Annotated in this window: 11 protein-coding genes, 2 tRNA genes and 1 pseudogene; 7 read left to right on the top strand and 7 right to left on the bottom strand. The window is 59.0% G+C overall.

From position 1 onward, the window contains the following. Positions 1-118 precede the first annotated feature (118 nt). Positions 119-191: transfer RNA gene (locus HGSM_RS01780), tRNA-Arg, on the top strand. Between the two features lie 247 nt (positions 192-438). Here the strand turns inward: HGSM_RS01780 and HGSM_RS01775 are convergent. Further along, the gene (locus tag HGSM_RS01775; RefSeq protein ID WP_019147021.1) at positions 439-1,758 is read right to left on the bottom strand and encodes a hypothetical protein; all 1,320 of its coding nucleotides are present in this window, start codon (positions 1,756-1,758) and stop codon (positions 439-441) included. Positions 1,759-2,007: 249 nt separating this feature from the next. On the opposite strand from HGSM_RS01775, the gene HGSM_RS14280 reads away from it, so the two are divergent. From HGSM_RS14280 to HGSM_RS01755, 5 genes are all read left to right on the top strand, one after another. Further along, positions 2,008-2,304, top strand: a complete 297-nt coding sequence (locus tag HGSM_RS14280) for a hypothetical protein (protein WP_154646205.1) — start codon at positions 2,008-2,010, stop codon at positions 2,302-2,304. Positions 2,305-2,523: 219 nt separating this feature from the next. Then, positions 2,524-3,102: a hypothetical protein gene (locus HGSM_RS01770; protein ID WP_154896372.1), complete on the top strand. Its 579-nt coding sequence runs from the start codon at positions 2,524-2,526 to the stop codon at positions 3,100-3,102. 148 nt (positions 3,103-3,250) lie between these two features. After that, positions 3,251-3,323: transfer RNA gene (locus HGSM_RS01765), tRNA-Arg, on the top strand. Between the two features lie 105 nt (positions 3,324-3,428). After that, the gene (locus HGSM_RS13520) at positions 3,429-3,959 is read left to right on the top strand and encodes an META domain-containing protein (protein ID WP_081581260.1); all 531 of its coding nucleotides are present in this window, start codon (positions 3,429-3,431) and stop codon (positions 3,957-3,959) included. Positions 3,960-4,155: 196 nt separating this feature from the next. Then, entirely contained in the window at positions 4,156-6,357 is a 2,202-nt protein-coding gene (locus HGSM_RS01755; RefSeq protein ID WP_081581259.1) for an acyltransferase family protein, read from the top strand. Positions 6,358-6,383: 26 nt separating this feature from the next. Here HGSM_RS01755 and HGSM_RS13515 read toward each other — a convergent pair whose 3' ends face one another. The 5 genes from HGSM_RS13515 to HGSM_RS01730 all read right to left on the bottom strand — a co-directional run bounded on the left by HGSM_RS13515 (position 6,384) and on the right by HGSM_RS01730 (position 11,954). Beyond that, the gene (locus tag HGSM_RS13515; protein WP_019147017.1) at positions 6,384-8,507 is read right to left on the bottom strand and encodes a sigma-70 family RNA polymerase sigma factor; all 2,124 of its coding nucleotides are present in this window, start codon (positions 8,505-8,507) and stop codon (positions 6,384-6,386) included. 113 nt (positions 8,508-8,620) lie between these two features. Next, positions 8,621-9,130 carry an RNA polymerase sigma factor gene (locus tag HGSM_RS14275; RefSeq protein WP_019147016.1) on the bottom strand — a complete coding sequence of 170 codons (510 nt, stop codon included), beginning with the start codon at positions 9,128-9,130 and terminating at the stop codon, positions 8,621-8,623. An 80-nt stretch (positions 9,131-9,210) separates the two neighbouring features. Further along, positions 9,211-10,965 (bottom strand): sigma-70 family RNA polymerase sigma factor, encoded by a 1,755-nt coding sequence (locus tag HGSM_RS13510; protein ID WP_019147015.1) that lies wholly within the window; start codon positions 10,963-10,965, stop codon positions 9,211-9,213. A 37-nt stretch (positions 10,966-11,002) separates the two neighbouring features. Beyond that, complete coding sequence (locus HGSM_RS01735; RefSeq protein WP_019147014.1) at positions 11,003-11,239, bottom strand: hypothetical protein; 237 nt, start codon at positions 11,237-11,239, stop codon at positions 11,003-11,005. Between the two features lie 511 nt (positions 11,240-11,750). After that, positions 11,751-11,954 carry a cold-shock protein gene (locus HGSM_RS01730; protein WP_019147013.1) on the bottom strand — a complete coding sequence of 68 codons (204 nt, stop codon included), beginning with the start codon at positions 11,952-11,954 and terminating at the stop codon, positions 11,751-11,753. 458 nt (positions 11,955-12,412) lie between these two features. On the opposite strand from HGSM_RS01730, the pseudogene HGSM_RS01725 reads away from it, so the two are divergent. Continuing rightward, a pseudogene (locus HGSM_RS01725) lies at positions 12,413-13,600 on the top strand (RNA-guided endonuclease InsQ/TnpB family protein); the annotation flags it as partial. A gap of 210 nt (positions 13,601-13,810) precedes the next feature. Here HGSM_RS01725 and HGSM_RS01720 read toward each other — a convergent pair. Continuing rightward, entirely contained in the window at positions 13,811-14,434 is a 624-nt protein-coding gene (locus tag HGSM_RS01720) for a GNAT family N-acetyltransferase (protein ID WP_019147011.1), read from the bottom strand. Between the last annotated feature and the right edge of the window lie 365 nt (positions 14,435-14,799).

The raw sequence follows: 14,799 nt of genomic DNA, 5'->3' as shown, positions 1-14,799 counted from the left end.
AAAGCCCTGATCTTCGACGATCTTGGCCCCGATGTGCTCAACGTGTTACGCGTCACGTGTGCTCGATTTGAGAGAGAGGCCTGGGAGCGGGTAAAGTTTTCTTCGGTCAACAGACCGGGCGTTCGTAGCTCAACGGATAGAGCATCTGACTACGGATCAGAAGGTTGGGGGTTCGAATCCCTCCGAGCGCACAGACAAGTCCCGCTACTTCCTAGGAAGTAGCGGGACTTTTTGTTTGCCCGAGTGCTAGATTTTCCGGGCTCTAGGGCTCTAGGGCTCTAGGGCTCTAGGGCTCTAGGGTTTTCGGTTTTGGGTGTCGCGGGGCGGGTGTCTTGGCTGTCGAGGCATGTGCGGCTTCGCATTTCGCACATGCCCTCTCCTTTACGCCTTCGACACCTCGCCCCGCTCCACCCTTTGCCGTCCGACTTGGAGCAGGGCCTAGAAACCGGCGATGTACTGTACGACGTCGCCAGAGGCATCGTAGATGACCCAAACGCCGCCAATTTCTGCCCCCGCAGGCACGTTCGCGAGGATTGCAGCAGTCGCCCATTCGGCCGGGGACATGTAGCCGAGCGAGTCAATGCCGTTGCCCTCTACAAAGTAACCATTGGAATCGAAGAGCTGACCGTTTGCGGCCTGGTAGAGGATCGCGATGTCATACGAAGGGTCTAGGTACTCATCGCTCCAGTTCATCAGATCGATGCTGGCCCAGAGGTCCATGCGCTCCGAGTCATAAGGATCCGCTTCCTTGTACTGGTCGAAGACCGCACCGAGCCAGTTCCATAGAGCAAAAGTCTGGTTGTCCTGGATGGGGTCAGTCACGCTCGAATTTACAAACAAGTCGACTGTCGAGGACGTGACACTTCCAACGCTGTTGGTAACGATCACGCGGTAGGACGAAAGCTCAAGCGAGGAGTCGGCAGTGAACTTCAAGGTGGAGGAAGTAGCCCCACTAATAGTCTTCCAGGTATCCGAGTCGCTCAGCTTTCGCTGCCATTTGTAGGTGAGCGGAGATCCGGAAGCTGCGACCTTGAACGTGACGGTAGTGCCAGTGTCGGCTTCAAAGTTCTTAGGCTGTGTGGTGATCTTTGGCTTGGTGCCGATGACGGAGGTCGTGCGTGAAGTTACCTTGCCAGCCTTGTTCGAGACGATCACACGGTACTTGTTTGTACCCTTAGTTGCCTTGGTGGTGAAGGAGCTCTTGGTGGCGCCAGAGATGGTCTTCCATCCCGTGGAGTAGTACTTCTGCCACTTATACGACAGCGAACCGCCGGAGGTCGACACCTTGAGTGTGGTAGATGCGCCAACTGGAGTAGAGACATCCTTTGGCTGGGACGTGATCTTGGGGGTTGTGACAACCGCGAGCGTGGCGGCGCTGGAGGTTACGGAACCCCGCTTGTTGGAGACCTTAACGCGGTACTGTGCCTTGTTGAGCTTGGTGGTTGTCTTGACCGAGTAGGACGACTTGGTGGCGGCGGTGCCAGAGATCTTGACCCACTTGGTTGAGCCAGGGCTCTTCACGTACCACTGGTACTTGAGTCCGCTGGATGAAGCCTTGACGGTGAATGTTGCTGTCTTGCCGGAAACCACGGTGGTTGACTTTGGCTGGCTGGTAATTTTGGGTACTGCGACGGTTGCGGTGTAGACGCCGGCAACGCTTGTTGCCGCCGGTGCTGCGGTTGCCGGAACAGCTGCTAGCCCAAAGGTGAGGGCTGCTGCGAGAGGTGCCGCAACGAGGATCCGCGAGGTTAGTTTCATTAATTCTCCTCAGGAGTAGGGGAAGCCTATAGATTATCTGTCTGAGTGTCTTCTGTGAATGGTTTTTTCCGATTTCGTCCGGCATGCCGTAAGACTGGGCGAATATACGGCTCGTCCTGTTCACGAACACCCAAGTTCCCTCTGTCAGACTCGCGTATCTGCGATGCACGCGGTCCGGATCCCACGGGATGATGGGGAGTGCTCCCGAGGGCTGGTTACATTCGCGGGTGAAATCGGCAGAATGGAACAGTGACTTCGGAATTTGCCATTGGCCAGCACCCAGACTCTCTTCACTATGGTGTTCCTGCAGGGTATGCGGACGGCAATGAGCCCTCGCCGCAGTGGGCGGGAGAAGCTCGGAGTCGCGAGTACTACGTTGGTACGTCACGCTATGTCCAGAGTTATTCGGATGTAATGGGAGCGGTAGCGCTAGTTGCACTCGTGTGGCTCGTCGCACTCGTGCTTGTTTCATTTCTGCCCGAGTCTGACGGGCGCGGGCTGGCCTCAATGAGGCCCGATCCCAGTGCTCAGTCCCTAGGTGGCTAGTGCGTGGCTCGGTATGTGCCAGACCGCACAAGGAATCGCTACCCGGGTCACGCGGAATGTGACCCTATTAACTCGAAGGTTTACCCGCGAAAAGGTAGGATAGACGGGTTAAAACGTGGGACCGGATCGTCCCATGTTTACCCGGTGGCCACGCGATGAGCGCAGGTCGCTACCGTCGTGCTAACACTGCACGCTTGCTTTCCATTCATACAAAAACAAATGGGTGAACTTATGAAGCGCGTTGCCGCTCTCGCAGTAATTTCTTTGGCCTTCCTCTCCGCTTGTTCCTCCGACTCAGACAATGGCGCGAAGCCATCTGATGGAACTGACAACTCGACCGCAATGGCCGACGCACGCGAGTACACGATGACCGACGGTTCGAAGGTCACCTTTGACCGCCTGGCTCCACTTCCAGAGAACATGATGAAGGACGTGCAGTCCCGCTTTGACGCAGTTCTCTACGAGCCTGACGTAAAGGCTTACGAGGCTGCCGCAGCGACCATGGAAGGTGCTGGACCTGACGTAGACAATGTCATGGCATTCAAGGGCGAAGCAACCAAGCTCGGCTCCGAGACCGGCAAGTACTACGGTGGCGTAGTTCGCGGTGTCACTCAGTGCGACGACGCTTCCGTAGTCACCTGGGGCTTCATTGCACAGGATGCAACCACTCCTAAGTTCGCTGCATGCGACTCTGCTGACGCCAAGGCCGAGGCAACTGACATTGCTAACAAGTACATCGTTGGCGCACTCGGTGGCCCAGAGGCTTGGGTCGTCGTCACCCAGAACTCGGACAAGTGACCTTCTGAGGCATTTCTCCTAAGTCCCTCGAACGCAGCTCCGCAAAACTGTGGCCTTGCTCGCGTTCGGGGGATTTTGGTTTTAGTTCGGGCGTAACTATGGGTAGACTTATCGAGGAGCGAACGAGGCTTTAGTCTTGGATCGCCGGGCGTTCGTAGCTCAACGGATAGAGCATCTGACTACGGATCAGAAGGTTGGGGGTTCGAATCCCTCCGAGCGCACAGACAAGCCCCACCGGAAACGGTGGGGTTTTTTGTTTCCCCTCCGCCGGGTGTATTTACGCAAGTGGCCGTGCTATTCCCCAATCGTGGTGCTACTTTCGCACTATGGACGAGTTGATGAGTGGAAAGTGGCGGGTAACCGCAGTAAATGGCCAGCCTGTGATGGCGGACTTTACTCCAGAGTTTGAGTTCAACGCTGAGGGGCAAATTACGGGACGCGCAAGCATTAACCGCTTCTTTGGCCCCTTTACCTATAAGGAGAACGTACTGTCCTTCGGCGCGCTCGGATCCACCATGATGGCGGGACCACCCGAAGCGATGGAGCAGGAGCGGGCGTTCCTCAAGGTACTTGATGGTGAGCGCCCCGTGGTGTTCAAGGAAGGCATTCTGACGATCGGAACCACTGAACTGGGGACGGTGGAGGCAGTACTTGAAGCGCCGGAGGTGGGTCTCCCCGGTGCGGCTGACCGCAGGGCTGGCTCAGGCGGAGTGTTCGACGAGTCTGGTAGTCCCGCTCGCGAACCAGAAGAGGGCCCAGAAGGCGACGATGCCGATGATGATGACTATCGCAACGCCGACGACTATGACGATGAAGACGATAAAGACAGTGGCGATAACGACGAAGACGATCGGTAGTTCTGCCCACCCAATCTCCACGAAACCTGCAGTTTAGGCTTCTGAAGTGCAGAAACGCCCTCTCGACGGATCCGCCGGAGGGCGTTTCTGCTGCCTTCGGACCAATGATGGAGAGGCACCTCCCAGATTTCTCTGGAAAAATGATCACGGTACGATAACGAGCCAACTAGAAGCGCCAGGCAGCGCAACCGGACTAATGCACACACCGCAAGACATCCGCACGGCAGGCGTCACCGCTGGACAACCGCAGCAATGCCAAGAGAAAAGACCATCGTTCTCGCGCGAGATTCAAGTGCTGAGGGCGATCGCGGTCTTGTTCGTCGTGGTCTACCACCTGTGGCCACACACCATCAGTGGTGGCTTTATCGGCGTCGACATGTTCTTTGTAGTTTCCGGATACCTGATCACGGCTGGGATGATCCGAGAATTCGAACGCTCAGGTAAACTCAGCTTGGCAAACTTCTACGCCAGGCGAGCCCGCCGTATCCTTCCCGCCGCGACCCTGACTATCGTGACCACCGCTGTGCTCACCATGCTTGTAGTTCCCAACACGTGGTGGCAGGACACAACCCGGCACGCCAAGGCATCCCTTGTTTACGTGGAGAACTTCCTTCTCGCACGCGACTCGGTGGACTACCTCGCGCAGGATCAGGCGCCCAGTGCCTTCCAGCACTTCTGGTCCCTGTCCGTCGAGGAACAGTTCTACATCCTGTGGCCGGTTCTGTTTGTCCTGGTCATTGCGCTCATCTCCCTGATTGCACGGCTGCTCAAATCCACATTTACAGCCGACGCGAGCCGCCAGCGCGCAGTTGCAAGGCGGGTGATCTTTGCGCTCCTGGTCTCCGCAACAATCGGGTCCTTCGTACTGTCCGCCCGGATGGTCTCAAGCGCTGATCCCGCCGCGTACTTCGTCACGCACGCGCGCGCCTGGGAACTAGGAGTCGGTGCTCTTCTCGCCTTCACTGTTCACTACACCAATGCAGCCAGCCGCGTTGTCCGTTACCCTCGGGCACTGCTCGGAGCTGAGGTTTTCGTCGTTTCCGCTCTTGTGGTTGGCGCTCTCCAATACAACGACTCGACGCCGTTCCCCGGGCCCGCTGCACTGCTTCCAACCCTGTGCACAGCCGTACTGATCTACATCGCAGTACGCCTCAACGCGGCCCCCACCGCCCTCCAAGGTTCCTTGGGCAGGAACCGAGCCAAGATCGTCGAAAATAAGGGCGTGCAATGGCTGGGAGATGTGTCCTACTCGCTGTACCTGTGGCACTGGCCGCTGATTGTGCTCGCGCCATTCATGTTCCGGGAGGCCACGCCAGCGCAGCTGCCGTTGCTGGTACTGCCGATCGCGCTGGCAGCGGCTGCGGCGTCGAGAAAGTGGATTGAGCTGCCCGTACAACACGGACAGATCCGCGAGTGGAGGCCACGTAGGGTCCTTGCAGCCACGGCCGCACTCGCGGCGGTGGCGCTGACGGTATCGATGGTTCCGGAAGCGCAGGGACGCACCCAGCTGGCTCAAGAGGCGAGTGAACGTGAGAGTATCCTGGCAAACCCGCCGGAAGAGCTGGGCTCGGGTGCACTTGGCAAGGACTCTTACGAGGTCTACGTGACCAGTGATGAGGTTCTGATCCCGGCGCCGCAGGTGGTGCGTCAGGACGTGCCTGAGGGCCAGAACAACGCCGAGTGCAAGTCCGAACAGAACGAAGCCTTCACCCCACGCTGCGAGTTTGGCAACGACAACGCGAAGCTGACGGTTGCGCTTGTTGGCGACTCACACATTGAACAGTACCTGCCGGCGTTCCAGGAGATCGCCAAGGATAACGACATCAGAATCCTGACATACTTCCACGCCGCCTGCCCATTCAGCCTCGCTGTCCGGGCGTCCGACGCAGCGCTGGGCAAACCCTGCCTAGCATCAAACGAAGACACCCTCAGGGAAGTCGCCGCAGACGACTCGATCGATCTTGTGGTCACGTCGAATCGAACCAACGTGAAGTGGGACCGGAGCCATGGGCCGGACCCAACCGATGGGTTCAAAAAGGCGTGGTCCACACTCTCCAAGAGCGGCAAGGATGTTGTCGTGCTGGGTGACAACCCGCGATCGCTCAACGGCGATGAAACGAGGGACTGCGTCGCGCTGAACTCAAAGGACCCCAGCGCATGCGCAAAGGACCGCGACGAGTCGTTCGTGGACGACTACCAGGCAGAGGCTGCTGAAGAGTCAAAGCACGTTACGTTTGTGGACACGTCCGACTGGTTCTGCACCGACGACATCTGCCCTGCCGTGGTCGGAAACGTTATGGTTTACCGCGACAGCGAGCACATCACCGCAACCTACGCGGCAACTCTCACCAAACATGTGCAGGAGTCAATCCCTGCCCTTGAAGTTGGCGAGAAATAGCCGACGCCAGTTCCTGGTGGCGGACCCTAGCCGCTGGTCTCGACGTAGCCAAAGGTGAATGGGGAGGTCCAGTCCGTAGGCTGGTCATCCTGTGGCCCCACGAGGGCACGCAGGCGCAGCGAGTTGAGATCGTTGAGGGTTCCCGTGTTGGTCTCCCACACAATGTAGGCGCGCTTGAGGCGAGCGGAGATTCGGAGTTCCTCTCGCATGACCACTCCGTTTGCCTCAACATCTACATACTCGAATGGCTTGTTGCCCTGGCCGTTCGAACCAGATGGGACCTCGAAGTACACGCACAGCGTGATGTCACGGTTGGTGGTACGCAGCGGTACGTCAGGGGTGATGTCGTACCAGTTGGAGACCAGGTTCCAGGAGTTGCCGCTCTTGTAACACTCCACCAAGTTTGAGATCGGGAACGCTGAGTCCGGTGTCATGTACTCGAATGAGAACGACGTTGCGTCCTTGAACTCACCGTCCACAAGCTGCTGGATCTGGTAGGAGCGTACACCGCTCGTGAGGACCTCGGCAGACACCGAGAGCGTCCACGCGCCGTCTTGGCCTGTGGCAACGGATCCCAGAACCTTCCCAGCTTGGGAGGTCAACTGAGCATCCGATCCTGCGGTGAACGTGGAGCGGGTTGTTGAGCCGTTCACGTCAACAAGTTGGATTGTGCTCCCTGGAGTGGCTGTACCGCTTAGCTGGGGGAACCAGTAGCTCGGTTCGGTGGAGAAGTCCGCGACTACGAGGTCCGCTGGGGGAGTGGTGGGTTCCTCTGTTGGCTCATCGGTGGGTTCGTCCGTGGGTGTTGGGTCAACAGTGGGTTCGCCCGTGGGCTCCTCAGTTGGCTCTTCAGTAGGCGTCGGATCAACCGTTGGAAGCGGTGGGAGCGGCACCACAGGCTTGATCGGGGGAAGCGTCGGGAACTTATTTGGCGGGGCCACGTCTGGAGTCTGGGTAGCGCTCGGGGTCGCCGGAGGTGGTTGTGGCGCGCTCGTAGAGGGGAGAGGCCCGGCACTAGGAACCTGGGCGGTAGGCGGGTTGATCGGTGTGGTCGTCTCGGACGGCTCGTCAGATTCGGGGCTGTCCGCGTCAGTGGGTGCTGGTTGTGTGGCAGAACCACTTCCGGGAGCACTCACTGCTGCGGGTGCGCTCGGGCCCGTGGCCGCAGGCGGCGGTGTCGGTTCGGGATCGTTCAGGGCGACGGCTGCAGTGACAGCAAGGGCAACGGCCAAAGCGCCACTAGTGCCTGCTACGGCAGCCGTGCCAGTGTTTGCGGCCGCCCAGTCGCGGATCTTCCCAGGAATCTGAGTGAGGGCACCCGTGAGGGATGTTGCCCCCACAGCAGCTGTCCCAGTACCACCAACAGCCCACAGGGATGCTGGAGCGACGCCGAGGAGGAGAGGGAGCAGAATTCCACGCAGGGAAGACTCAACCTCTTGAAGTTCGATAAACATGAGCGAGCAGCGCGTGCACTCATTGAGGTGCGCCTGGATGCGCTCGGTGCGCCGCGCGCTCAGCGAGTCGCGGGCATACGCGGCGAGGTTGTTCTCGGTCCACTCGCATTCCTGCGTTGGGCGGTCGCTGCCACCAGACACGTGTGCTTGGAGCCACGAGGACCTCAAACCCTCGCGAGCACGGAAAGCCAGTGTGGATACGGCTCGGGCGGAAAGGCCCATGAGCGGAGCGACCTCCGCTGGGGTCATTCCTTCGACCTCCGTGTACCAGAGGACTGTGCGCCAGTCGGTGGGGAGGTTCTTGAATGCGCGTGCGGTGAAGGCCTTGTCCTCGGTCAGTGAGGCGAGGTCCTCTTCAGAGATGAGTTCGTGCTCTTGCGTGGTGATATCCACGGTGGAAGCGACCTTGCCGGACCACGCAATGGAGACGCTCTTGAGCGTTGTGTATAGGTAGGCACGGAACGCCTCTGTTGGGCCCTTGCCATTGAGAAGCGACTGGTAGATCCGCGTAAAAGCCTCTTGAGCGAGGTCTTCCGGTTCGTGCGTGGACGTCATTGCCCGTGCTGCCCGAACCGCCGCTGGATAGTGCCTTTCCCACAGTATGGAGTATGCGGATTCATCCCCGGAACGTAAGGCCTCGATGAGGTCGGTGTCGGGGAGACTGGAGCTTGTTGATGTGGTGGAGTGCTCAGCCATGTCTATCTTGGGTAAAGGGTGAAAGGACGCTGCTCGCTGGCCATTGTTGCATAGAAAGGTTGAATTAGTGAATAGTTCACGGTCCCCCCAGGCGAACGGCGGCGTGTGTTGTTCTAGTGGGCATCCGGGATGGGCGGACCTACCACGAGCGGGAGGAGCGCTGCATCGAGGTGTTCTTCGAGATGGTGAACTTCTTCCGCAAGAATTGCGCATCGAATGCAGCGCACGAGGTGGTCATCTATGGAATCGCGGACGGCTTGGGGCAGCTCGTGTCGTTCGAACAAAATCGCGTCCCTCGTAAACTCCGCGCAAGCCGGAGGCACGCGCGGGTTCTTAGTTTGCATGGAGGCCCAGGCCTTCCTAAAGCGCGCGCGGGCCACCGAGGAAGCCATCCGGACTGCCTCCGGTGGCAGACCGGAGTAGGTGACGACCTCCTCGACCGAGAGATGCTCTACGTCGAGGTACCACAGGAGCTCTCGCATTTCTCCAGGGAGAGACGCGTATGCCTGTGCCGTCACGGACTGAGCCGCTAGTTCTGGCGCGTAATACTGAGGTGCGAGCATGCGAATTCCAATGGGCAGTGGGGTTGCCACGCCAACCGGGGTGGACGTTGCGAACTCCATGAATTGCTTTACATAAGTACAGACTCGAACGTGCCCAAAGTGTTACGCGAAATCTCGGGTGAATGCCTGCGGTGCCCGGACTAGTTCTCGTTGCCCTGAACAGCGACGTTGCTGCTGTCCTCCGGCCAGACTGTTGGCGGGCTAGTTTCCGTTGGCACCTCATGGCCTGGGCAGGAGCCATTTACCTCCGTGATAAACGACGATTCTGGCCCCGCCAACGCGCCTCCCTCACCTTTGCACTGGGGTGGGTCTGGTGGCGGCATCACCCAGCCGCTGGAATCTGAATCGTCGGGATCCATTGGCAATACGGGTTGAACTTCTGCAGGGTCTGCGGGGCCTGTGGGCGCCCATGGAGCGAGCGAACCAAGCCCTGCGTCGGGCGGAACCGTTCCGCCGAGACCAAGGTCTCCCGACCCGCCTGGAGTCTGGCCCGGCAAGATCGCTCCGGAATCGCCTCCGGAGCCAGGTGACCAGGCAGTGGGAGGACCCGGGATAGCCCCAACCCCCGGTCCGGCCTCGTTTGTGGAGGGAGGCGTCGGGGCTGAAGCGGGCACAGGAGACTGGTTCGGGCTGGAGCCGTGACTGAAGGGCTGCCCTAGCTGTGTGACGAGGACGCCGCTTTGCTCCTGGGGCTTGGGGGTAGGGGCGGGTGACACGTGGGTTTGGGTGGTGCTGGTGGGGTCGGTTGTCCCTCCCGGTACCACTGTTAGGGGCGTGTCGGCGCGCAGGCCAATGGCGCCGTGAAATGGGAACTCTGTGAGTTCGCGGTTGGGGTATTTCGCGGGATGGCCCAAGTCCGAGGAGGCATTGGGCGCCACACTCAACACGTTGGTGGAGCTGTCAACCTCGGCGTGCAGTTCCGGGTTGAGGGGCGCTGGATCCCCCAAGAACACCGACGCGCTGATTGCCACGGCTGAGCTTGCGGCCACGAGGCTCGTGATCGCGGTGGTACTAGCCGCTGAACTTGTCGCGATTCCGACTGCACCTGCCCCCGCTCCCGCAGCGGCCGCGGACGAGACAGCGGATAGGGCAGCGGACGCAGTTGCGCTCGCGGGAGCCTGAACCAACAGGGATCCCACGCCGAACCGCAGTACTCCGAGGGATAGGAGCGCGGGGAGAATGTTGCTCTGTAGCGCGGATGCGGCCTCGTGAACAACTCCGTGGAGCCCGCGGCAGCTCGCACAGTGCTCGAGGTGAGCAGTTACGCGTTCGCTCTTCCTGCGCGAGAGCACGCCACGGGTGTACGTACCAAGCTTGCCAATCGTCCACCCGCACTCGCCGGCATTGTCGGCGGCTTTGAGGTGGGCTTGGAGCCAAGCTGCTCGTAGTCCTTCGCGGGCGCGGTAGGCGAGCGCTGATGCTGCGTTTGGAGAGAGCCCAAGGATGGGCGCGATCTCCGTGGGCGTCATGCGCTCCACCTCGGTGTACCAGAGGATTGTGCGCCACTCGCTGGATAGCGAGGAGAACGCGAGGCTGAGCAGCTCGGAGTCTAGGATCGCGTCGGTGAACTCAGCAGGTTCGGCCTCGGACTCTGCAAGGGGGAGGACCCCCGATGTCGCAATGTTGTGATGTTCTTCGACCACGTGGCGTACGGAGACATACAGGTACTGCCGGAACGGACCCTCAAACGCCGATGCGCCCTCAGCGCGCACAGCCTCATACAGGTTGGCGAACACCTCTTGTACAACGTCATCCTCATCGATGTGGTTTGAGAGGTGTAGTGCGGCCAAGCGCGCGGCCGCCTCATGCCGTGACCAGAGTGTTGCAAAGGCAGCCATGTTGCCGAGCGCTGCTTGCTCTAAGAGGTGGGCGTCAGAGGTTGTGTTGCTAACCACGGAGAGTAATCCAATGGGTCTGGCGGTTCGTGCATTGTTAGAGGCAGGAGATCCGTTGGGGGAGCGGGGCGGCGCCAGCTGCGGTGCCAGAGAGTGGAGCGAACGCGATGTTGCTGGTTGAGAAAGACGACTCTTCTGGGTTGAACAGTTTGGCAGCGGAGATTCTCGAGTCTACGTGAAGCAGACTCGCAAGTGGAATGGTGCGTGCGCTCTCGCCCTGAATGGGCAACCAGGAGTGGGCGGAGTTTACGAGCGCGCTTTTCTTCCAAGTCATGGGGCTAAACCTATCGGGCGGATTGGAACTCACTCAAATATTCTATGGGTGAAACTCTTACCAACAGGTCACTTTTTTGTGGGGACTGGCAAAATGCATTCAAGTGGGTACTTCGCCCCACGCTTTTTCCAAGATTTTCGACGGTCTTGGGCATGTTTGCTGGGCGTGTGCGGCTGCTTTGCCAGTTCGAAACCACTGGTGGACGGGCACAGGGAAAAAACTCGGCCAATCGAATCGTTTTGATTCCCGCGTGAAGTTATGTGAGGCCCAGGTAACACTCAGGGATCCTGTGTGAATGTTAATTCTTCATTAACCGGAACCCATATTGCAGTATTGATTAATTCCGCGGCGGATCATTACCAGCCATTTCGAATCGTCCGAGCTTTGGCAAACACCTCGAGGACGCAGCGCAGTTGGCAGATCGTGGGAAACACTATCGTGGGAACCACAAAGGGTGACCACTCTTGCGAGTGGCCACCCTTTGTTATGAACGAGATTCGTTCAGGAGAGATCAGAGTGGGCGGATGTGCTCAGCCTGAGGACCCTTTGGACCCTGGGTAACCTCGAACTCAACCTGCTGGTTCTCTTCGAGGGAACGGTATCCGTTGGACTCGATTGCGCTGTAGTGTGCGAACACGTCAGCCGAGCCGTCCTGAGGGGCGATGAATCCATAGCCCTTTTCGTTGTTGAACCACTTCACGGTTCCGATTGCCATTTTGTACTCCTTCAAGAGTTTTGTGAGACCGCTTCCAGAGCTGGAAGCTTGACGTCACGGTGATCGTCGTCAAACTCTTGAGGATCAAGAACGCTCATCCGCTAGGCGGTTTGCGCGACGTGCGAGGCACTGCAACTTCGCGTTAACTCTAGCGGTTCAGGCTGTCAAATGCCAGAACTTTACGAGTATTTGGCAAATGCTTACGCCACATTGGGGTGTTTTCTGCGTCACAGAACGGCCCGTTTCACCCGCTCCGGGCCTCCCTGTGGGGTTCTAGCTGTTGGCTGGAAGAGTAGTCGATCATACGTTTTCGTTTCGTTTGATCTACAAATCGAGGACACCCCCACGAAAGCGTGCCCCGATAGTCGAGGCACGCTACGATATTCGTACACCAGTTCGAATCGTTTCCAGGGGAGGGGTGGTCTTAAGAAGCAGGGCTTCAAGATCGAACTCGCCCCACTCCCGAACAGGTCGCGCGGCTTGCTTCGCACACTGGCCTCACTCGTGTTGTGTATAGCCGTTGCCTGGATGAGGTCAAGAGAACCCTCGACGCACGGAGAATAGCGCGTGAAGCAGGAGTCTCAGACAATGAACTTCCCGACCTGCTCGGATGGTCCGCGCCCGCACTCGAACGATACTGGCGTAGCGTCGCCCACGAGTGCGAGTGGTTCGCTAGCGAGAACATGTCCTCGCGCGTGCCGAAAGAAGCGTGCCGTAACCTCGCTTCGGCCTTAAAGAACTTTAGCGATTCACGCAAGGGCACGCGTCGGGGCCGTCGCATGGGATTCCCGAAACACAAGGTCCGCAAACACGGTGAACACTTCCGTATTGATGAAGCACGTTTGAAGCCCGTAGGCGAATGGACTGTGTCCGTCCCAAACGTTGGGAAGATTACGACCCGGGAAAACATGGGGTGGCTGACCGAGCGGATTGCTGACTCTCGTGCCCGTGTCCTTGGCTCGAAAGTGACCCGTCAGGCCGGACGATGGTTCGTGTCTTTCCAACTGGAAGTGGACCGCACCGACATTAACGAGCGGCACACCGTGCCTTCCGGAGGACCGAGCGTTGGTATTGATGTGGGCATTAAGACGTTCGCAACCATTGCTAGCTCAGACGGTCAGGTCGAGGAAATCCGTTTGCCTGCGGCTGTGAAGAAGACACGGCGTAGAGTCCGTCGCCTGAACAAGGAGCTCGCTCGCCGCGTTAAGGGATCGAGCAACTGGGGCAAGACGCGTGATCGTCTTGCTGCCGCGCATGTGGATGCCGTGAACGCGCGCAAAGACTTCCACCACAAACTCACGACGTCGCTGACGAGAACCAAGACAGCGATCGTTATCGAGGATCTGAATGTGGCTGGAATGGTAAAAAACCGGCGCCTGGCCCGCGCGATCAGCGAGCAGGGGTGGGCCGAGTTCGCTCGCCAGTTGCAGTACAAAGCCGAATGGTACGGCTCTGAAATCGTGGTTGCGGACCGGTGGTTTGCGTCCTCGAGGTTATGCCGTGCCTGTGGGGCTATCAACGCTTCGTTGACCCTCAAGGACCGTGTGTGGGTTTGTGTGTGCGGGGTGCGTCATGATCGTGACGTGAATGCCGCACGTAACTTACTCGCGCAGGTAGCAGGCATTGACATGGGCTTGGTGGCCTAACGAGAAACCTTGTCGCCTTGAAGTTCCAGGGAGACGTTAAACGCCCGTGGAGGGACTGTAAGTCCGGCCAGCCATTGTGTCTGGAGGCAAGACCCGCAGAAGCAGGAACGAGACTATTGACTATAGTTTCCGAACGGTTCCGTGGAGGCGCCGGTCAGCGGTGCATAGGCTTTGCGGCACGCCGCCATACGGGAGGCAGGTCAGGCGGTGTCAGTCCTTTGTGAGGTGCATCCCCATGGTCTTGCCCCACTCGTGGTCGACCACTACTTCCAGCCCTACGTGCTGGTAGAAGCCGATGGCGTTTTCGTTGGCTCCGCCTACACCTAGGTGGAAGCCCTTGATTCCTGCGTCGCGGAATGCGTCGATGAGCGTGAACAGAAGCTTCTTACCGTTTCCACCACCCTGTGCCTCGGGGAGGATGTCGATGTGGAGGTGGGCGGGGTATTCGGCGGCAAGATCCGTGTTGGTGTGACCCCAGTTCATGAGGGTCTGCACAAGCCCCGCGTCCTTGCTGTCTGCAGGGAACTGAACCGCTGAGTACTTCTCGCGCAGAGGAGGCCACCACGTGGCGTCTAGCTGGGCGTCAAACGCGACGGAGTCCGGGACACCCACGGTGTAGCCCACGGGAACATCGTTCTCGTCCACGAGCACAAAGCAGAATTCGGGGTGGTAGGTGGGGTATGCGCCAACGTACAGCTCCCCGATGAGCCGCGGGTCGGTGTAAAGGTCGGAGGCGTCCTTGCCGCTGTCGCCGGTCAGAAGGCAGATTTCGTAGAGACGGTCGATCTCGGCAGGGTTGTCAGCATTGACCTTGCGAATGGAGTAGGAAGTCATGCGACTACTCTAAGTTGGCGCGGCGCAGGGAAAGAAATTTCGCGGAGAAAATGCCGTGGGTTATGACGGGCCCTGTGGTTTACGCGCGGGCATAAAAAAGGGCGGGAGGAGCCCGCGCTTCCTCCCGCCCAATGAGGACGTCCAGGCACCATACAGAGGGGTCAAAATGGTGCCGGCCTCATCCTCACGTCTGAGCAATTCGACTCTCTTATTCAATACCCTCGGACAGGGGTCTAGCCGGGCCCAAAGTCCCTATTTCAAGAGAATTTTGCGGGCGAAGGGTCTTGTGGTGATCGTCGGTAATGAACTGGCGCGCCTCGGCGCGCTCCAACCCAAATAAAATAGGATTACTTGGGGAGGTAAAC

Source organism: Timonella senegalensis JC301 (assembly GCF_000312125.1).
Taxonomy (GTDB): domain Bacteria; phylum Actinomycetota; class Actinomycetes; order Actinomycetales; family Cellulomonadaceae; genus Timonella; species Timonella senegalensis.
Note: the sequence above shows the minus strand (reverse complement) of the source record. Positions and strands in the feature narration are given on the sequence as shown.